Source organism: Neisseria sp. MVDL19-042950 (assembly GCF_030504625.1).
Taxonomy (GTDB): domain Bacteria; phylum Pseudomonadota; class Gammaproteobacteria; order Burkholderiales; family Neisseriaceae; genus Neisseria.
Window position 1 is genome coordinate 97,490 of sequence record NZ_JAUKWH010000006.1, and the last position, 20,218, is coordinate 117,707.

Here is a 20,218-nt window from a genome sequence, read left to right on the forward strand (position 1 = left end):
ACGGCCTGTTTTTATGTTCGGCGATAGTGATGATTATTTTTTCAAAGAATCACGGATTTCGCGCAGCAGCAGGATTTCTTCAGAAGGCTCTGCCGGAGCTTCTTCAACGGCAGGTGCTTCTTTTTTCAGTTTGTTGATGCCTTTGATGACTACGAAAATGGCAGCGGCGATAATCAGGAAACTGATAACGGTATTGATGAACAAACCGATATTCAAGGTAACGGCACCGGCGGCTTGGGCGGCTTGCAGGGTAGCATAACCGGCTTCGGGCGCAGGAGTACCGTCTTTCAACGTGATAAAGAGGTTGGAGAAGTCTACGCCGCCGATCAGAATACCGATGGGAGGCATGATTACGTCGTCAACCAATGATTTTACGATGCCGCTGAAAGCAGTACCGACAACCAGACCGACCGCCAGATCGATCACGTTGCCGCGCATAATGAACTCTTTAAATTCTTGTACAATAGCCATAATTTTTCCTTTTCTAAAGTGTATGGGTAATTTAATTTAATTTGCTTAATACAACTCAATAAAACAAGACCGCGCATACTAACGGTTTTAATGTAACAGAGTGTATTTCAAAGTTAAATTTTGTTTTTTGATAAGAAATTGTCGTTTTAGTTCCCGTTTGGGTAGAAAAAAGACCGTTTGAAAAACGAGTGTAACTTTTTTACAGCACTTTAAAATGGCATCGTGAATGCGGCCGATTTTTTGTAAGCATATAAAAAAGCACCCGAAATAATGTTTCGGGTGCTTTTATTTCCGTTTTTTCAGACGGCCTGTTTAAGCGTTTTCTTCCGGATCGTTTAATGCGTTGATGCTGTAACCGCCGTCCACATAAGTGATTTCGCCGGTGATGCCGGAAGAAAGGTCAGACAGCAAGAAAGCGGCGGTATTGCCTACTTCTTCGATTGTTACGTTGCGGCCCAACGGGTTGTGGTCGGCAACGTGGCTCAGAAGTTTGCTGAAATCGGCGATGCCGGATGCGGCCAGCGTTTTGATCGGGCCTGCGGAAATGCCGTTGCAGCGCACACCTTCTTTACCCAAGCAGGCGGCGATGAAGCGCACTCCGGCTTCCAAGCTCGCTTTGGCCATGCCCATTACGTTGTAGTTCGGAATGGCGCGCACAGCACCGAGGTAAGTGAGGGCGACAATAGAGGCGTTGCGGCCTTTCATCATCGGGCGGGCGGCTTTGGCCAAAGCAGGCAGGCTGTAAGCAGAAACTTCGTGGGCGATTTTGAAGGCTTCGCGGCTGATGCTGTCTAAGAAATCACCGTTGAGCGATTCGCGCGGGGCAAAGCCGATAGAGTGAACCAAGCCGTCCAAGCCGTCCCATACTTTGCCTAAGTCGGCGAAAGTTTGTTCGATTTCTTCATCGCTTTGCACGTCGCAGCGGAATACCAGCTCGGAACCCAGTTCGGCGGCCATTTTGCGCACGCGTTCTTCCAGTTTGTCGACAACATAAGTAAAGGCAAGCTCCGCGCCTTGTTCGCGGCAGGCTTTGGCGATGCCGTAAGCGATGGAGCGTTCGGAAATCATGCCCGTAATCAGGATTTTTTTACCTTGCAAAAAGCCCATGTTTTATCCTTAAAGTAGTAGTTTTGCAGCGGTGCGCGGTTTGTTCGTGTTCGGGCACCGGTCATAAATTAAACGGCGCATTATACCAAAATCCTTAGTTTCGGTATAGAAAACAATGTTTTCAGACGGCCTCGGATGAAGCGGAAGAAAAGCCGGCCAAGACAAACGGCCGCGGTTATGCTTGATGAGGCGGAAGAGCCTGCCTGCATAAAAATCCTGCCGGCTATCCCGCTCGGCTCTGCGAGAGGGTTTTCGGGCTGGCGGCAAACCAAGCCAATATGCATTCGACAAACATCAACACGGTCAATGCCGTCATGGATACCGACCATGAACCGAGCCAGTCATACAAAACACCCATGCCGAGCGGCCCGATGATTGCAATGCTGTAACCTACGGTCTGCGCCATGCCGGAAAGCGATGCGGCCTCGTAAGTATTGTCCGTGCGTAGGGCAAACAACATCAGGCTGATAGAAAAAGCCGCCGATCCGCCGATGCCGGTTAAGGCTGCCCATAACCACATCGTCGGTGTGGAACCGAGCCAGAGGCCGGCAATACCGGCAAACATGAAAACGGCCGAAGTTAAGTTGAAAAGCTGTTTTTTATTGCTGCGCCCGAACCAGAAAGAAGCGGCCAGCACGCCGATCAGTGAGGAGGCTTGAAATAGGGAAACGCACGCTCCGGCGGTTAGAGGAGTCATTCCTTTTTCAATCAATACCGAAGGCAGAAAGTTGACCATGGCGTAAAAAGACAGCGACTGGATGCCCATAAACACGCTGATGCACCAAGCGGCACGGGATTGCCACACATTGAGGCCGTCTGAAACCGGTTGGCTGCGGGTGGCCGTTTCGCCGTTTGCCATACGGATATACAGCCATACCGCCAAGGCCGGCAAAGCGGTCAGTATCCAGATGCCGAGCGGCCACTGCCAGTTTTGCCATTGCGCCATCGGCACGGCGATGATAGCGGCTAAGGCGGCGGAAACCGACATGGTGGCCGACAGAGTGCCGACAACCAAACCGATACGTTTCGGCAGGTTGCGTTTTGCCAGCGCAGGCAGCAATACATTGCCCATTGCAATGGCCGCCGACAAAACAACAGTGCCGATAACCAGCAAGGCCGGCGAAGGCAAGGCGGAACGTAAAACAATACCGGCAGACAACAATACGATTGAACCGACCAATACGTTTTCCATGCCGAACCGCCGTGCAAACCGCGCCGCCAACGGCGAAAACAAGGCAAAAGCCAGCATCGGCAGCGCACCTACCAAGCCCATGAAAGAGCCGGATACGCCTAAATCATCGCGGATAAAGCCGACCACCGGCCCGATGGCGATAATCGGGGAGCGCAGGTTGATGGAAAGTAGCACTACGGCAAATAAGAGAAGCCCGACAGAAACTTGCGGGCGTACAGGCGGAGTAGTCATAAATGCTTTTGTATGGAACAGAAATGCCGTCTGAATTGGCGGGATAACGATAACATCCTTTTCAGACGGCATTATAGCTAAATTAGCGGAAAGAATAGATGCGGTATATCAATCTCTGTAGCGGATTGCATGCCCTTTGAAATTTTTTCATCGATAAAAAGAAAGAGATTTTCTGCTAAGAAAGAGGGATAAAAGTTACAGCTTTTTCAGTTTGATTATTTTGCAAAAAGCAGCCCAGAAAAAACGCCTTCCCAATCGGAAGGCGTTTGCCGGAAAGGTTAAATAATAGGCTTATTTGGCAGCGGAGGCGGCTGAAGCAGCTTCTGCGGCCGCACCTTGTACCGCTTGTTCGCCCCAAGAGGCAGGATATTTGTAACCTGCAAAGCGTTCTTTGGCGTATTTTTTAAATTCCTCGGAGTTGTAGGCTTCGGCCACATCTTTTACCCATGGGCTGTCTTTATCGGCAGTTTTGACGGCTGCCCAGTTCACATAAGCAAAGCTCGGCTCTTGGAAGAGGTTTTCGGTCAGTTTCATACCGCTGCTTATCGCATAGTTGCCGTTAACGACGGCAAAGTCGACATCGGCGCGGCTGCGGGGCAGTTGGGCGGCTTCCAATTCGACAATCTTGATATTTTTCAGATTTTCGGCGATGTCGTTTTTAGACGCGGTAAGAGGGTTGACATCGGCTTTCAGTTTCAACCAGCCCAGTTCGTTCATCATAACCAGAGCACGGGCGAAGTTTGACGGATCGTTTGGTGCGGAAACACTGCTGCCTTCTTTTACTTCGTCCAACGATTTCAGTTTGCCCGGATAGAGACCCAGCGGAGCGGTCGGCACTTGGAATACTTCGGTAATGTCCAGTTTGTGTTCTTTTTTGAAATCGTCCAGATAAGGTTTGTGCTGGAAGATGTTGATATCCAGTTCGCCTTCGGCCAAAGCCAAATTGGGGCGTACATAATCGGTAAATTCAACCAGTTTTACTTTGTAGCCTTTTTTCTCCAAGGCGGGTTTGATTTGTTCTTTTACCATATCGCCGAAATCACCGACGGTGGTGCCGAATACGATTTCTTTTTTCTCGACGGTATTATCGGCGGCGGAAGCCGGAGAAGCGGTTGCAGGAGCAGTTTCTTGCTGGCCGCCGCAGGCAGCCAGAGCCAAAGCCACTACACCGGCGGAGAAGGTTCTGAGTAAAGCGTTTGCTTGCATGTTTGATACTCCTTGTATGGTTGATGCAGGGGTAGGTTTCTTCGAGGCCGTCTGAAAATGCCGTTTTCAGACGACCCGGTTCAAATATTCAGCGCTTGTCGAGTTTGTGCGAAATAGAGTTGCCCAAACTCTGAATCGTGATAACCAGCAATACCAAAATCGCCACGATGAAAATAATGACTTCGGTTTGGTACCGGTAGTAGCCGTAACGGATGGCCAAGTCGCCCAATCCGCCGCCGCCGATCATACCCGCGGCCGCGCTGTATGAGAGCAGACCGATCGCCAATACGGTAATGCTGGAAACCATACCGGCACGGGCTTCGTTGAGCAGCACTTTGAAAATAATCGCGGCAGGCGATGCGCCCATGCTGCCGGCCGCTTCGATTACGCCGCGGGGAACTTCGCGGAGGTTTTGTTCGACCAGCCGGGCAAAGTAAAACAAGCCGGAAACGCTCAATACCAATGAAGCGGCAACCGGGCCGATGGTGCTGCCGACGATGGCGCGGGTGGCCGGAATCATGGCAATCATCAGAATCACAAACGGAAAAGCGCGCATCAGGTTGACGATGTTGTCGAGCACCAGATTGACGGGGCGGTTGTAATGAAGCTGACGGTTGGCGGTAACGAACAGCAATACGCCCAGAAGCGTGCCGAATACGGTGGCGAATGTGGTGGAAAGGCCGACCATGATAAAGGTTTCCCACAGTGCCTGCATGATTTCGCCGCGCATTCCGCTGATGGTTTGCAGAGATTGGGATAAAGTAAAGCCGGCCATATCAATCCTCCCGCACCAGTTCGCGCCCGATTTCGGATTGGGCATGGATTTGGTTGTTTTCCACATCGACAACTTCGACGATTTTACCGTGGTGGATGAGGGCGGCACGGTCGCAGAGGCGGCGCAGAACGCTCATTTCATGCGTAACGATAACGATGGTTACGTTGAAGCGTTTGTTGATGTCTTCCAAACATTCCAGCACGCTGCGGGTAGTGGCGGGGTCGAGGGCGGAAGTCGGTTCGTCGGCAAGAATCACTTTCGGGCTGGAGGCCAGCGCGCGGGCAATGCCGACACGTTGTTTTTGGCCGCCTGAAAGTTGGGCGGGATAATGCTCGGCGCGGTTTTCCAAACCGACGATTTCCAAACATTCGGTTACGCGCTGGTTGATTTTATCCGCCGGCCAACCGGCGATTTCCAGCGGGAAAGCCACGTTTCCGGCAACGGTGCGGTTGCTTAACAAGTTAAACTGCTGGAACACCATACCGATGTTTTGTCGTGCTTTACGTAAAGCGGCGGCACTCAAAGCGGTTAATTCTTCACCGCCGACGGTTACTTTGCCGCTGTCGGGGCGTTCGAGCAGGTTTATCAGGCGGAGCAGGGTGGATTTGCCTGCGCCGGAATAACCCATCAGGCCGAAAATTTCGCCTGCTTTGATTTCGAGAGTAGTCGGCTCGACAGCGGTAAACCATGTTTTGTCGCGGTGTTGGTAACGCTTGGAGACGTTGTCCAAAATAATCATAATTCTTCCAGATACAACAAAGCCCGATGTTGTGACACAGCGGGCTGTAACAGACGGGATTGCCATTGCATCAAGGCAACCGCACGCTTTAGCTGTTTTAACGCCCGCAAGCTGTGTCAAATCGGCGTATTAAAAATTAGGTTGCCAACATTACTGCAAATCTGACGGATAGTCAAGTTTTGTAAGATTAAATGTGAACCGGATGTTTCGAGGCCGTCTGAAAACATGGTCTGCATTGTCGCAGATGTTTTCAGACGGCCTCGAGAGATAGGGCGGCTCGGTTAATGTTTGCTCGACCGCCAAATCGACCAGATAATCCATATACTGTTGGCAAAGGCAAGCAGGTAGCCAAGGAAGCCGACGAATTTGGGGCCGGTTTCGATACTCATCACGATAGACGAACCGATAATCAGCGCAGCGGTTACGATGCCCATGGTCAGGCGGTTGGTGGCGCGGTCGATTTGGTGGCTGAATTGGTCGAAGTGTTTGAAATCGATATTCAGCCCGACTTGGCCTTTTTGCAGACGGCGGCTGAGGCGGAAGAGGTTTTGCGGCAGCTCGTCCAGCGCCTGCACGATGGTTTGGGCATGCATTTTGCTTTTGCGCAGAATGTGTTCGGGCGAAGCGCGTTCGCGGAACACTTCGGCGACAATCGGTTTGGCCTGCTCAAGCAGCTCGGTGCTGCCGTCGAGCCGTTTGACCACGCCTTCGAGGGTGATCAGGGTTTTGAACAGCATCACCAAGTCGCCGGGCAGGGTCAGCCCGTGGCGGCGCATGATTTGGGTGATGTCGTTGATCACTTGGCTGATGCGCAAATCGCGTATGGGCGTGTGCTCGTAGTTGAGCAGCATTTCCAAAACGTCGGCACCGAGCAGGTTTTCATCGGGCAGTTCGCCTTGCGCCCAGTTGCTCAACACATATTGCATGGTGAATTGGTCGCGGCGGGTAAGGGCGTTGATGAGGTCGATGATTTCGCGGCGGCGGGTGCTGCTGAGGTGGCCGACCAAGCCGAAATCAATCAGCGTGATGCGGCCTTCGCTGTTGAGGAAGATGTTGCCCGGATGCGGGTCGGCATGGAAGAAACCCTGTTTGAGTATCATGATGAAGAGGGTGTCGGTGATGCGGCCGGCCAGCGTGCGGCGGGTGTCGGGGTCTAAGGTTTCAGACGGCGTGTCTTTCAGCAAGGTGTCGCACACGTATTCCTGCACCAATATATGGCGGTTGGAATATTCTTGGTAAACTTTGGGAATATGGATAAACGGGTGGTTTTGAAAGGTGGTTTCAAACCGCTGCATATAGCGCAGTTCTACCGACAAGTCGGTTTCTTTGGCCAAACTGCGCGAAAAATACTGCACCATCTGCACCGGCCGGTATCGGCGCGCTTCGGGGATTTCCGATTCAATCAGGTTGGCCAGATGGGTTAAAATGCGCAGGTCGGCCTGTATGGTCGGTTCGATATCGGGGCGTTTGATTTTAACGGCTACGGTTTCTCCGTTGATCAGCTCGGCACGGTGTACTTGCGCAATCGACGCGCTGCCTATGGGTTGGGGGTCGATGTGTTTGAATACGCTGGCAACGGGGCGGTCGAGGTGGGATTCGATCAGGGCGCGGATGTCGGTGGTGGGAATCGGTGCCACATCGCTTTGCAGCCGTTCGAATTCTTCAATCCATTCGGCGTTGAAAATATCGACGCGGGTGGACAATACCTGCCCGAGTTTGACAAAAGTAGGCCCCAATTCTTCAAATGCCATGCGGAAGCGGCGCGGGGTGCTCATGTAGCGGCTTTCGGGGGCGGATTCGCCTTCGTTGCTGTTTTGGTAAGACAACTTGATGCGCTGCACAAACTCACCCAAACCGTATTTGGTCAGGATGGCAATGATTTCACGCATTCGTGAGAAATCACGCATGGCAAGTAAAGTTGGAATCATCATGGCTTTTGCTGTATCTTAGCGGCTGATTGGAGCAGAGAGCATAACATAAAGGACGGTAACAAATGACAAAAAGCCGTCTGAAAAGCAGTTTACGGACAGATTGACGATGATTCATTTCAAACGATGGTGTTTTACCGTTTTTACGGCGGCCTGTTTGATGTTGCCCGGCGCGGGCAATGTGCAGGCCGACGAATTGGAAAATTTAATCCGCCTTCAGTCGGGGCAGGCGTTGCAAGCCGATGATTACAGCCGGCGTACTCAACCGTCAGGCGGGGATAATGCCGACGATTTAATCCGCAGCGCGATGGGATTGCTGGGGGTGGCTTACCGCTACGGCGGTTCTTCCGCCCGCACGGGTTTTGATTGCAGTGGTTTTATGCAGCATATTTTCAGCCGCAGCATGCAGATCAGTTTGCCGCGCACTTCGGCGGAGCAGGCGAGAATGGGGGTTGCGGTAAGCCGCAGTGATTTGCAGCCCGGCGACATGGTGTTTTTCCGCACTTTGGGGCGCGGGCGTATTTCCCATGTGGGGCTGTATATCGGCAACAATCGTTTTATCCATGCGCCGCGTTCGGGCAAGCGCATCGAAATTACCAGTCTTTCCAATAAATATTGGAACTCGAAATATGCTACGGCACGGCGGGTAAAGAAAAACGATCCTTCGCGTTTTTTGAACTAGGGTGAGTTGATATGGGTATGCCCGAAATGCCGAAATGGTATGGCGATAACGGTGAAATCGTATCGTGTACCGAGAAAATCAAAGTGATGACGGAAAACATGACCGAGCTTTTTCAGACGGCACAAGATGCTTTTGAAGATGCGCTGCTGATGGGTTGCGGCGAAGCGCAGTTGCGCGAATATCTGCACCGTTTGGTAGACGGCGTGGAAAATCCTTACAAACAAAGTTGAAACAGAGAAGCATATTGTTGCAATGCAGACGGAATCTTAACAGGATTCCGTTTTTCTTTTGTGTATTGCAGCGGTTTCGTCTTTTCAGACGGCCTCTACGGCGTTATGATTTACACAGATTAACAACTTAATAAAACAGGATGGCGGGTGGTTTGGAAGACGGAAGGCTTGTTTCAGACGGCCTTCGGTAAAGGTTTTTCAGACGGCACGTTATCGGCGGAGAAGGAGAAAACACACATATGATCAGGCCGTTGAGTATTATTTTTGGCTTCTTGGCGTTGGGCGAGGGCGTGGTTTATTTCACGGGCATCAAACTGCCCGGCAGTATTATCGGCATGGGGCTGCTGTTTGCCGCGCTGCATGCGGGGTGGGTGAAAACGTCGTGGTTGCAGCAGTTGGTGGACGTGCTGATGGGAAATCTTTCCCTGTTTCTCGTGCCACCGTGCGTAGCCGTGATGAGCTATCTCGATTTGGTGGGGCGTGATTTGCTTTCTATTGTTACCGCTACGGTGGTCAGCACTTTTTTGGTGATGTTTGTTACCGGAAAGGTGCATGAATGGATGCGGAGGCTGTGGTAATGGAAATGTTCGCCCATCCCGTATTGCTGCTGTTTATCACCGTAACCGTTTATTGGGTTGCCAATGTGTTGCGGGTGCGGACAGGCAGTTTCTTTTGTAACCCCGTGGTGTTGAGCACCATTGCGGTTATCCTTTATTTGAAAACGTTCGATATCGACTATGCCACCTACCACGAGGCCGGCCAATTTATTGATTTTTGGCTGAAGCCGGCCGTGGTGTCGCTTGCCGTGCCGCTGTATCTCAATTGGAAAAAAATCAGCAGCCAGTGGTTACCGATTGTGATATCGCAGGCGGCGGGCAGCATTACCGGCATCATTACCGGCGTGTATATTGCCAAGTGGATGGGAGCTGGGCGGGACGTGGTGTTGTCGTTGGCGGCAAAATCCGTTACCAACCCGATTGCCATTGAAATCACCCGTACCATCGGCGGCATTCCTGCCATTACCGCCGCGACGGTGATTTTGGCGGGTATGATGGGGCAGATGATCGGCTTTCGCCTGATGAATATGAGCACGGTGCGCATGCCTACGTCGCAAGGCATGTCGATGGGGGCGGCATCCCACGCGATGGGTATTGCCGCTTCGTTGGAACGCAGCCGCAAGCTCGCCGCGTATGCCAGTTTAGGATTGATTTTCAACGGCGTGCTGACCGCCGCATTGGTGCCGATACTGATTCCTCTGCTGGGTGTGTAATTACGCAACCGAAAAGGCCGTCTGAAACTTTCAGACGGCCTTTGTAATACGTTCAGACGGCCTTTGTAATACGTTCAGACGGCCTGTATATTCTCCGAAATAACTAGCCCCTAGCCACAATGCAGCATCAACAAAGCGGGCAGGGCGGCATACAATCTCCATCAAACACAACACATTATTACAGGTATTGCCATGCTAACCGACGCATACGGCCGCAACATTGATTACTTGCGCATTTCCGTAACCGACCGTTGCGATTTGCGTTGTACTTACTGTTTGCCCAAAGGCTTCAAAGGTTTTGCCATTCCCCAAGACTGGCTGACCATTGAAGAGCTCGGCCGTGTGGCTGCTGCGTTCACACGGTTGGGTACCAAACGTTTCCGCCTTACCGGCGGCGAGCCGCTACTGCGTAAAGGGCTGGCTGATTTGGCCGCCGCAATCAACCGCCAGCCCGGTGTCGAAGACATTTCGTTGACCACCAACGGCACGCAACTGCACAAACACGCCCGCGAATTGCGTGAAGCCGGTGTACGCCGTCTGAACATCAGTTTGGACAGTTTACGTAATGACTGTGTGAAAGATATTACCGGCACCGACTGCCTGCCGCAGGTATTGGACGGCATCCGAACAGCCAAAGAAGCCGGTTTCGAACGCATCAAAATCAATATGGTTCCGCTTAAAGGGATTAATGATGCCGATTTGGACGACATGGTGGCTTTCTGTATCGAAAACGGCTTTATTCTCAACCTGATTGAAGCCATGCCGATGGGAGAAACCGGACAGGCGCATGCCAAAGTCAGCTTGCAGCCGGTATTGGCGGAGTTGCAGCAGAAGTTTGATTTAACGCCGTTTGAAGGCAAAATCGGCGGAGGACCTGCACGTTATTGGCAGAGTGCCGACGGCGGCTTTACGCTTGGCTTGATTACGCCGATGAGCCAGCATTTCTGCGCCACCTGCAACCGTGTGCGCCTTTCCGCCACAGGCAATATCCATCTGTGTTTGGGGCAGGAAGATAAAGTGGCTTTGCGTCCGATGCTGCGAGCCGGTTGCAGCGATGCCGAATTGGAGAAAGCCATCCGCCACGCAATAATGCTGAAACCGGAAAAACATGAGTTTGTGGAAAAGCCGAAAAAAATTATCCGCGTTATGGCGTTGACGGGCGGATAAGGCCAGAAAGCGGCAAGAGGCCGTCTGAAAGATATCTTTCAGACGGCCTCTTGCTGTTTATAGGGTTCTCCTTTGCCGTGCTATTGAAATATTGTTACCAACGCTATTCTGGATAGAGCAGAGGCTTGCCGTGCCGGCGGCATAATGGTGAAGCTGCCGCATTATTTAGTTGTTGATTAATCTTGGTGTTATGAGACGGAAGAAAGTGCTTGGGCAAAAGTTAAGGAACATTTTTACTGTTTGATGTTCTTATTATCTTAAGTTTATGGCTGCCAACACCGCCAAGTTGGAGAATTTATTGCTTAAAGCCTGTTTTCTGTTTTACATTTTTTTTCCAAATGCTAGAATTGTAAGAAATTTTTATCAAGCATTTGGTCATGATTCGGTTGTTTCAAACATGATGCTTTAAAGAGAAAGCACAGGAATGAATATGCAAAAGAATTTGATATCGCAGATATTGATTTTAATCGTATCTTTTTTAATGCTGGGAGCTTGTGCGTCTGATCACAAGCCGCCGAAAGAATCGGATGAAAGCGGCGAAAAAATCAATGTTCAAATAATCGTTGCACCCGATGTTAACCCCGATATGGTCGGCAGACCTTCTCCCGTTCGTTTGGATTTATACCAGCTCACTTCCGACGGTGAATTCAAACAGTCCAATTATTTCGATCTCATCAACGAAACCAAAGAAAAATTAGGCGATAAACTGATTCAGCATAATCAATATATGCTGCATCCCGATACGGTTAAGGTATTTCCGGTAAAAGTCGATTCGCATTTGAAATACTTCGGCGTGGTGGTCAGCTATCGCGATTTGAACGAAAGCCAATGGCGGTTGATGCTGTTGAAGCAAGACAAACGCTGGTATCAGTTCGGCAGACAATATCTGTATCTGAATATCGGTAAAAACACCGTCAGCCAACTTTCCAAACAAGAAATGAAGGAAATGTTGAAAGAATATAAAGAGCGGCATCCCGAACAAAAAAATATTCGGGAAAGCGGCAAAGCGCGTAAGGAAGCCAATGATTTGAGCAAAGGTATTTTCCGCGAAGATAAATAATCTGCACACGTATAACGATAATTTATTTGGGTTGAAAACATGGCAATCGAAGCAAAAGTAGTCTGGTCGGAAGGTATATTCATTACCCCTCAGCATTTCCAGCAGTTTGAGCGTTATATCGAATCCGGCTTGCGGCAACTGGCATTATCGCGGGAAGGATATTTTTGGGGATTTTCTTCATTGGTGCTGGATACCGGCGGATTGAAACGGGGCGTTATCGGCGTGCGCGAAGCCGAAGGAGTATTCCCCGACGGTTCGGTTTTTATGTTGTCTGAAAAACAATTGGAAAGCTTAAGTTTCAAAGTGCCTGCCAATGTTAAAGACACCAAGCTGTGTTTGGCGGTTACGCTGCCGTCGTCGGTCAATAACGAAATCGGTTTTCCGGAAGAAGGACTTGCCGGCTCTTTCCGTTATAAAGCGTTTGAGAAAACATTGGCCGATACGACCAATACCGAATTGGATGCCCGCCAATTGACATTGGCCGAACTGAATCCGATGCTGGTGTTGGAAAGCGATGTAACCAGCGGGCAAACCGCATTGCCCGTAGCGTTGATTGATTCTTGTTCGGCCGATTTTGAGGTGGTGTTGGACGAAACTTATATCCCGCCGTGCTTGGGTAGTCAGAAACAGCAGCATTTGAAAGCCTATATTTCCGAGATATACGGATTGCTGATGCAGAAGAGCAATAGCTTGGCGAATGCCGTGAATGATCCGAATACCGGCGGGTCGGTTGAAGTGATGGATTTCATGATGCTTCAAACGATTAACCGCTATTTGGCTTATTTGGGCCACGAGCAGGAAGGGGCGCGCCAAACCCACCCCGAGCAGTTGTTTGTGAACCTCTCCAAACTTTGTGCCGATTTGATGACATTTTTGCCGGCCAGAAAGGTGGGCGACCTTCCTGTTTATATGCACAACGATTTGGCTTCCTGTTTCGGCAAGCTGTTTTTCCATTTGCGTAAATCTCTTTCCATTGTGCTTGAGCAGCGCGCCATCAGAATTCCGCTGGATATGCGCGATGAAGCGACGCACGTCGCACAAACGCCGAATCAGACTTTGCTGGATAAAGCCTCGTTTATTTTGGCCGTTAAAGCCGATATGCCGAATGAAGCCCTGCGCCAGAAGATTCCCAGCGTAGTGAAAATCGGCACGGTGGAAAAAGTGAAAGAATTGGTGGCTTACCATTTGCCCGGTATCCGAGTGCATGCGTTGTCGGTTGCACCGCGGGAGCTGCCGTATCACAGCGGTTATGTTTATTTCGAGCTGGATAAGAAGAACGAACTGTGGGATATGTTTGATACTTCTTCAGGAATGGCCTTCCATCTGGCAGGGAATTTCCCGAATTTAGACGTTGAATTTTGGGCGATTAAATCTTTGAGCTAATTAATTTGATTTGGAACTGTGTATGAATAACCAGAATTATGCTGCTTATGGAAATGTAAATATTTACAACCCATTGATTGAAGCGGCGAAGCCTGTTTTCATTTTGGTCAATGCTATGAGGCAAACAACCAGTCAGTTGCCTACAGATAGTCTGATCAACAAATTTTCTTTGTTGATTAACCGCTTTGAAGAAGATGCTGAAAAAAACGGTGCTAAATATGACGCAATACAGGCGGCAAAATATTGTTTGTGCACGTTTGTGGACGAGTTGGCCGTGCGTGCAGGCTGGGCCGATGAGAGCTGGTCTAAAAACAGCTTGTTGGTGTCTTTTTATGATGAAACGTGGGGTGGTGAGCGTTTCTTCGAAATTATTCAAAATTTAAAGCAAGATCCGGATAAAAATATTGATTTGATTGAATTTATGTATCTGTGCTTGCAATTCGGCTACAAAGGTAAATATCAAGTCTTGGCCAGCGGCGAGCTGGAAGTGGACAAAATCAAAAGGGATTTGCTGGCGATTATCCACGCCCGCCGCCCCGACCAAACCGCCAATCTGTTCGGCCACGATCCGGTAGTGAAAAATACCGTACAAAGGCAGCAGCGCAGATTAACCATTCCGTTATGGGTGGTAGGGGTTTTAGGTGCGGTAGTGTTGGGCATCGCTTATTTTGCGATGCAGTGGTCTCTCGGGGACGACTTCGATACGGCGAGCACGAAAGTGAACAGCCTCAAGCTGCCCATGGTTGCTCCTAAGCAAAGAGAAGTGAAAAACACCGTTCGTCTGCGTCCGTTGCTGGAGAATGAAATCGCCAGAAAATTGGTTTCTGTTGCCGACGCGCCCGACCGCAGCACGGTAACTATTCTGGGGGATGGCCTGTTTGAATCCGGTTCCACTTATATTCAAGACCAGTATTATCCGGTTTTGGCTGCAGTGGGGCAGGCGTTGAACAGTGTTGACGGGCAAGTGGTCGTTACCGGATTTACCGACGACAAACCGATACAAAGCCTGAATTTCCCATCCAACTGGCATTTGTCGCAAGGAAGGGCGGATGCGGTTAAAGAAATTCTGTTGACTTACGTACAAAACGGAAACAACCGTATCCGCTCGGAAGGCCGCGGTTCTACGGATCCGGTGGCACCGAATGATTCTCCGGAAAACAGAGCCAAAAACCGAAGGGTTGAGATTACGTTATTCACTACCGGTACCGGCCCTAGATTAGGCAGCAGCGTGGAAGTGCCGGTCGAATCGTCGGCATCGTCTGCTGCTCAATAATGTACCTAAGGGCAAGTAATCTGAAATTGGATTGATACGGAAAAACGAGCATGAAAAAACTTCTTTATTTTCTAGGATCCCGCTCTTTATGGGTGATGTTGGGTATAGCCGGTTTGATTATCTTGGTATGGTTTATCGGCCCGCTGGTTTCTGTCGGAGATATCCGCCCGTTGGCGAGTAAAAGCATCCGTTTGGCGGTGTGTACGGCGATTGTGGCGATTTGGCTGGCTAAAGGCATATTCCGCCAATACCGCGAATCGCGCCGCAATGCTGCCTTGTTGAAGGAAATTCGCGCGGCGCAAGAACCCATCTTAAAAAGTGCAACGGATATCAGCTCTATGAGCCGCCAGTTTGCCGAGATGGACAAGGTATTGAAAAACGCCAAGTTTTCAAAATCTAAAAACAGTCTGTTGGCCAGACTGGAAGAAGGCCAATATCTGTATCAAATGCCTTGGTATGTTGTTTTGGGTGCGGCCGGTTCGGGTAAAACCACTGCGCTGAAACGTTCCGGATTGAATTTCCCGCTGGAAAGCACATTGGGCACTTCCGTAAGCGGTTTGGCCGGTACGCGTGATTGCGATTGGTTTTTATCGGATGAAATCGTGTTGCTGGATACGGCCGGCCGTTTGTCGGTGCATGACAACCACAGCGAAAAAGATTCCGAAGACTGGGAAGAATTCGTATCGCTGTTGAAACGTTACCGCCCCAAACAGCCGATTAACGGCGTGCTGGTTACCGTTGGCGTAGACGATTTGCTGGGCGGTAAAACCAATATTGCCGAGATGTCGGTGGAGCTGCGTAAACGTATCCATGAAATGCACAACAAATTGGGCATTCATTTCCCTGTGTATTTGATGATAACCAAGCTCGATTTGCTGCATGGATTCGATAAGTTTTTCGCACATCTTACCGAAGAGCAGCGCAGCCAATATTTCGGTATTTCATTATCTGCCAACGAAAGTTTGGAAACACCGCTTGCGGCCGCTTCTAATTTGCTGGTGCAGATTCAAGATAAATTGCGTTCTTCCATGTTGGGAACGATCAATAATCTGGAATCCCCGGAAGATAAAGCCGCAGCATTTGCGTTCCCGGAAGAGTTTGAACGCCTGAATCAGGCCGTGCTTTCTTTGCTGAAAGAATTGTCGAAGTCTTCCAAATTCGAGCAGCCCATTGTTTGGCGTGGTGTGTATTTCTCCAGTGCAACCCAAACCGGAGAGCTTTTCAATCCGGCCTTGGAAAGTTTGCAAGGTGAATTCCAACTGTCGAAAAAATACCTTGATTCAGAGCGCACCAGCCCCGCAAATACGGATTACAGCTTTTTCCTACACAGGTTGTTTTCGGATGTTATTCTCAGCGAGGCCAACTTAGCCGGTGAGAATAAATCTTGGTTTTTCCGCAACCAAATGCTGTATTGGTTGGGGGCGGCAGTTATTGCCGCAGCGGTTATCGGCGGCATTACCTTGATGTTGAACAGCTATGCCAATAACAGTTCGTATTTGTCGCAAGTTACCAATAAAGCAACCCAACTGGAGCAAAAAACAAAATCTTTTGCAGAAGCACCTGATTTGTTGAAAGCGGTTGCTTTCGCGGAGCAAGTGCGGGATACCACAAAGAGCGAAGATATTCCCGATCTTTCTTCTCCGCCGCTCAGTTACAGAATGGGTTTGTATCAGGGCGAACAGATGGGTGATGTGGGTGAGTCTGCATACCGCAGGATTCTCCAAAACAATGTGATGCCATTAATCAGCTACAAGCTCGACGAACTGCTGAGAACCACCAGTGGTTCAGACGGCATCAATGGCTACAACGCTTTGAAAGCATATTTGATGATGTTTAATAAAGAACATTTCGATGCCGCTTTCATGCAGAATTGGTTGATGTCCAATCTGTCTAAGGCAGAATCTGCCGGAATGGATGAAAAGCAGAAAAAATCCATTGAGCAGGCTTTGAACCAGATTCTTTCCAAACAGAGCATTACTTCCAGCGTGCCTTATGATGAAGAATTGGTAGAGCGCCGCAGACAGGAAATCGCACGAAGAGATATTGCCACTATGGTGTTGGAAGACACCATTGCCTCCGTGGCTCGTGAAGGCACGGCGGGAATAACGCCGGTGTCGTTTTCGAGCATGGGAGGAGTGCAAAGCCATTTGTTGTTCCGCCGGAAAAGCGGAGGGGCGTTGAAGCAGCCGATTAACTTTATCTATACCAAAGAAACATATATTAAAAAAGTGCTGCCTACGATGGTAAAGTCGGCTGAGCAATTTTTCCGTGAAGATAATTGGGTGTTGGGTGATTATGCATCGCTCAGCCAAAGCAAGGCATCGGTTCTTTCGGATGCCCAAAGGCTTTATTTCGATAACTATATCCGTGCATGGAAGGGTTATGTGGCCGACTTATCGCTGGTTACACCCAAATCAACCCGCGAAAGCATTCAGATTGCCAAATTGCTGTCGGAAAAAAACTCTCCTTTGGCGAATATCATCAAAGGAATCAGCGATAACACGACGCTGAATATCAACAACCAATTAACAACCAAAGCAGGCAGTAAAGTTGCAGACTGGCTCAGTAAAGCAGGGCTTTCCAAACTGCTCGGAACGGAAGGAACGAGCGAAGTTAAAAATGAATTGGCGGCCTTGAAACATTCAACGCCGGTTGACGATGCCTTTTCCGATTTTCATATTCTGACCGTGTCTGACAACAATCAGGAACCGGCCATCCACGGTATTACGGAAGCCATTAACGAACTTTATGTTTATTTGGTAGCCATCAATGTTGCGGTGGAAAAAGGCGTTGATTTGCCGCCGGATGATTCGTTCGTTAAATATAAAGCCGAAGTAAACCGCTTGCCGTCGCCGTTTCGTGAGATGTTGGATAATTTTTCAGGCATTATTCTGAAAAACACCGATAAGGTGGTTGATGAAAAGCTGATGTCTACTTTGGAGAAGCAGCTCGTAACCCTAACCAACAGTTGCCAAGACATGCGTAAACAAGGATATCCCTTTGAAGCAGGGTCTCCCAACAGCGTAGCGCTTGAAAGTTTTTCCAATGTTTTCGGGCCGAATGGTATATATAGCAATTTCAACAATTTATCCGGCCAAACTGCCGTGTTGGCAAAGTCGGATAAATTGGAAACGGTAAGAGCTAAAAATGAAACGTTTAAAGAGCGTTTTGCTATGCTCGATAAAATTACCGCTATCCGGCATGCTTATTTCGATAAAGGTTCGGAAACGCCCACTTTTGATTTTTCTGTGAAAGTATTGATTTTGGATCCCAGCGTGGAGAGTGCCAATATTTCGTATGACGGTAAGAGCTATGTATACAGTCATGGGCCGGTTGCTCCGGTAACGTTCACTTGGCCTTCGAAAAACGAAGGGGCATTGGCTAAAATTGATATTGCCTCGCCCGAAATCAATAGTGCCGGAATTAGCGAAACCGGCGTGTGGTCTGTGTTTAAGCTGATTGAAAAAGGTAAAATTCTGCGTCAAACAGGCAATACCACTGTGGTCGAATACAATATCCAAGGCAAAAACGTAGTGGTTGAGTTTGCTACTTCTACCGCATCCAATCCCTTTGATTTGAGTAAGTTACGCGCTTTTGAATGTATGTGAACAGAAAACGACCGCAATCACGATTTTAATTGGAAGGGCTGAGATAAACGGGTGATGATATTGCCGGATTGTTTCAGCTCTGTTTATTTTCAGGTTGTTGCAGTGAGAGCGAACGGCAAATTAAAAACCGCTTGAAATTTTATATTCAAGCGGTTGTAATCTTTGGTGCCCAGGGTCGGACTCGAACCGACACACCTTTCGGCGGGGGATTTTGAGTCCCCTGCGTCTACCAATTTCGCCACCTGGGCAGGTGGAAGAGAATGCCATTATAATGATAAAAATAATCTTGTAAAGCCTTATGGCGGATATTTAGGCTTATTTTTAACAAGTGTATGAAAAATATAAAAATTAAGTTTATCTTTAACTAAAAGTTTAACGGTAGAAGTAGCTTGGGGCAAATTCAGGCGGAATCTGCCTGAAAAACTACGTTTTTCCCCTACATGAAAACGGTTAAACACGTTAAGATAGACGTATTTTCGGCCTTTGGGAGAAACTGTTATGAACCGGATGATGAAGAATTTATTATTCACCACGTTTGCATTGGCTTCACTGTCTGCCTGCCAGCCGCAAGAACAGGCTGCGCCCAAGCCTGCCGAACCGGCGGCGGCATCGGTTGTGCCGCAACAAGCGGCCGCTGCCGCAGGGTTTCACGGTTCGGATATGCGCAAGGAAGACATCGGCGGCGATTTCACTATGACCGATGGTAACGGCAAACCGTTTAATATCAGTGATCTGAAAGGCAAAGTGGTTATTCTGTCATTCGGTTACACGCATTGCCCCGATGTTTGCCCGACCGAATTGCTGACCCACCGTGATGCGTTGAACCAGCTTGGCGAACAAGCCAAAGATGTGGCGGTAGTGTTTGCCAGCGTGGATCCGGAGCGCGATACGCCTGAATTAATCGGTAAATATGTGAAGCAGTTTCACCCCGATTTTATCGGGTTAACTGCTACCGAAGGGCAGAACTTGCCGGTTATCAAGCAGCAATATCGGGTGGTTTCGGCCAAAGCACAGCGGCAATCCGAAAAAGTTTATCTGGTCGACCATACTGCCGGTGCTTATCTGTTAGATAAAAACGGCGAAGTGGTTGTGTTTGAGCCTTACGGCAGCACGGCCGCGCAATTCGCCGACGATATTAAAATTTTGCTTAAATCATAAACCTCGTCAAATTTGGCAGGCCGTCTGAAAATTTTACTTTGCAAATAATATTTTCAGACGGCCTCAGCGGGAAAAAACATGACTGACAACGCTTTAACCATCGCCCTTTCCAAAGGCCGTATTTTTGATGAAACCCTGCCGCTGCTGGCAGCCGCCGGCATTGTGCCGCTCGAAGAACCGGGCAGCTCGCGCAAACTGATTATCGGCACCAACCTGCCCAACGTGCGCTTGGTGATTGTGCGCGCCAGCGACGTGCCCACTTATGTGCAATACGGCGCGGCGGATTTCGGCATCGCAGGTAAAGACGTATTGATCGAACACGGCGGCGATGGCCTGTATCAGCCGCTGGATTTGCAGATTGCCAAATGCCGCATGATGGTTGCCGTGCGCAAAGGTTTCGATTACGCCGCCGCATCGCAGCCGGGCAACCGTTTGCGCGTCGCCACCAAATACCCCGACATCGCCGCCGAACACTTCGCCGGCAAAGGCGTGCATGTGGACATCATTAAACTCTACGGCTCGATGGAGCTTGCCCCGCTGGTCGGCTTGAGTGACGCGATCGTCGATTTGGTATCTACCGGCGGCACATTGAAGGCCAACAATCTCGAAGCGGTGGAGCATATCGTGGATATTTCCAGCCGTTTGGTGGTCAACAAAGCAGCGTTGAAAGTCAAACATGCACTTATCCAGCCGATTATCAATGCGTTTGCCGAAGCGGTAGAAAAACCGTAAAGAGGC

At 49.5% G+C, this 20,218-nt stretch carries 18 protein-coding genes and 1 tRNA gene; 11 read left to right on the top strand and 8 right to left on the bottom strand.

Annotated elements, in window-relative coordinates; all coding sequences use genetic code 11:
- Positions 1-33: 33 nt before the first annotated feature.
- The 7 genes from mscL to Q0X97_RS07025 all read right to left on the bottom strand — a co-directional run bounded on the left by mscL (position 34) and on the right by Q0X97_RS07025 (position 7,652).
- A complete protein-coding gene (gene mscL, locus Q0X97_RS06995) occupies positions 34-471 on the bottom strand; it encodes a large conductance mechanosensitive channel protein MscL (RefSeq protein WP_302067026.1) in 438 nt (145 codons plus the stop codon).
- A gap of 312 nt (positions 472-783) precedes the next feature.
- Positions 784-1,578, bottom strand: coding sequence for an enoyl-ACP reductase FabI (gene fabI / locus Q0X97_RS07000; protein WP_302067027.1), 795 nt, complete (start codon positions 1,576-1,578; stop codon positions 784-786).
- A gap of 223 nt (positions 1,579-1,801) precedes the next feature.
- On the bottom strand, positions 1,802-3,001 hold the full coding sequence (locus tag Q0X97_RS07005; protein WP_302067028.1) for an MFS transporter: 1,200 nt from the start codon (positions 2,999-3,001) through the stop codon (positions 1,802-1,804).
- A 291-nt stretch (positions 3,002-3,292) separates the two neighbouring features.
- Positions 3,293-4,207: a MetQ/NlpA family ABC transporter substrate-binding protein gene (locus Q0X97_RS07010; protein ID WP_302067029.1), complete on the bottom strand. Its 915-nt coding sequence runs from the start codon at positions 4,205-4,207 to the stop codon at positions 3,293-3,295.
- 88 nt (positions 4,208-4,295) lie between these two features.
- A complete protein-coding gene (locus Q0X97_RS07015; RefSeq protein ID WP_302067105.1) occupies positions 4,296-4,982 on the bottom strand; it encodes a methionine ABC transporter permease in 687 nt (228 codons plus the stop codon).
- A 1-nt stretch (position 4,983) separates the two neighbouring features.
- Positions 4,984-5,721 carry a methionine ABC transporter ATP-binding protein gene (locus Q0X97_RS07020; protein WP_302067030.1) on the bottom strand — a complete coding sequence of 246 codons (738 nt, stop codon included), beginning with the start codon at positions 5,719-5,721 and terminating at the stop codon, positions 4,984-4,986.
- A gap of 281 nt (positions 5,722-6,002) precedes the next feature.
- Positions 6,003-7,652 carry an AarF/ABC1/UbiB kinase family protein gene (locus tag Q0X97_RS07025; RefSeq protein WP_302067031.1) on the bottom strand — a complete coding sequence of 550 codons (1,650 nt, stop codon included), beginning with the start codon at positions 7,650-7,652 and terminating at the stop codon, positions 6,003-6,005.
- A gap of 106 nt (positions 7,653-7,758) precedes the next feature.
- Here Q0X97_RS07025 and Q0X97_RS07030 point away from each other — a divergent pair, with 106 nt between their 5' ends.
- The 9 genes from Q0X97_RS07030 (at position 7,759) to tssM (ending at position 18,322) form a co-directional block, all read left to right on the top strand.
- On the top strand, positions 7,759-8,331 hold the full coding sequence (locus Q0X97_RS07030) for a C40 family peptidase (protein ID WP_302067032.1): 573 nt from the start codon (positions 7,759-7,761) through the stop codon (positions 8,329-8,331).
- Between the two features lie 11 nt (positions 8,332-8,342).
- On the top strand, positions 8,343-8,561 hold the full coding sequence (locus Q0X97_RS07035; RefSeq protein WP_302067033.1) for a hypothetical protein: 219 nt from the start codon (positions 8,343-8,345) through the stop codon (positions 8,559-8,561).
- A 239-nt stretch (positions 8,562-8,800) separates the two neighbouring features.
- Positions 8,801-9,139 (top strand): CidA/LrgA family protein, encoded by a 339-nt coding sequence (locus Q0X97_RS07040; protein ID WP_126305199.1) that lies wholly within the window; start codon positions 8,801-8,803, stop codon positions 9,137-9,139.
- Positions 9,118-9,831 carry an LrgB family protein gene (locus Q0X97_RS07045; protein ID WP_302067035.1) on the top strand — a complete coding sequence of 238 codons (714 nt, stop codon included), beginning with the start codon at positions 9,118-9,120 and terminating at the stop codon, positions 9,829-9,831. Before Q0X97_RS07040 ends, Q0X97_RS07045 begins: the two co-directional genes overlap by 22 nt.
- 192 nt (positions 9,832-10,023) lie before the next feature.
- Positions 10,024-10,998 (top strand): GTP 3',8-cyclase MoaA, encoded by a 975-nt coding sequence (moaA, locus tag Q0X97_RS07050; protein ID WP_302067036.1) that lies wholly within the window; start codon positions 10,024-10,026, stop codon positions 10,996-10,998.
- Between the two features lie 430 nt (positions 10,999-11,428).
- The gene (gene tssJ, locus Q0X97_RS07055; RefSeq protein WP_302067037.1) at positions 11,429-12,058 is read left to right on the top strand and encodes a type VI secretion system lipoprotein TssJ; all 630 of its coding nucleotides are present in this window, start codon (positions 11,429-11,431) and stop codon (positions 12,056-12,058) included.
- A gap of 39 nt (positions 12,059-12,097) precedes the next feature.
- Positions 12,098-13,441 carry a type VI secretion system baseplate subunit TssK gene (gene tssK / locus Q0X97_RS07060; RefSeq protein ID WP_302067038.1) on the top strand — a complete coding sequence of 448 codons (1,344 nt, stop codon included), beginning with the start codon at positions 12,098-12,100 and terminating at the stop codon, positions 13,439-13,441.
- A gap of 22 nt (positions 13,442-13,463) precedes the next feature.
- Positions 13,464-14,714: a type VI secretion system protein TssL, long form gene (gene tssL, locus Q0X97_RS07065; RefSeq protein ID WP_302067039.1), complete on the top strand. Its 1,251-nt coding sequence runs from the start codon at positions 13,464-13,466 to the stop codon at positions 14,712-14,714.
- A gap of 50 nt (positions 14,715-14,764) precedes the next feature.
- Positions 14,765-18,322, top strand: a complete 3,558-nt coding sequence (tssM, locus tag Q0X97_RS07070) for a type VI secretion system membrane subunit TssM (protein WP_302067040.1) — start codon at positions 14,765-14,767, stop codon at positions 18,320-18,322.
- A 163-nt stretch (positions 18,323-18,485) separates the two neighbouring features.
- On the opposite strand, the gene Q0X97_RS07075 is transcribed toward tssM, so the two are convergent.
- A tRNA-Leu gene (locus Q0X97_RS07075) sits at positions 18,486-18,570 on the bottom strand.
- A 250-nt stretch (positions 18,571-18,820) separates the two neighbouring features.
- On the opposite strand from Q0X97_RS07075, the gene Q0X97_RS07080 reads away from it, so the two are divergent.
- A complete protein-coding gene (locus Q0X97_RS07080; protein WP_302067041.1) occupies positions 18,821-19,480 on the top strand; it encodes an SCO family protein in 660 nt (219 codons plus the stop codon).
- 78 nt (positions 19,481-19,558) lie between these two features.
- Positions 19,559-20,212 (top strand): ATP phosphoribosyltransferase, encoded by a 654-nt coding sequence (gene hisG / locus Q0X97_RS07085; RefSeq protein ID WP_302067042.1) that lies wholly within the window; start codon positions 19,559-19,561, stop codon positions 20,210-20,212.
- Positions 20,213-20,218 lie beyond the last annotated feature (6 nt).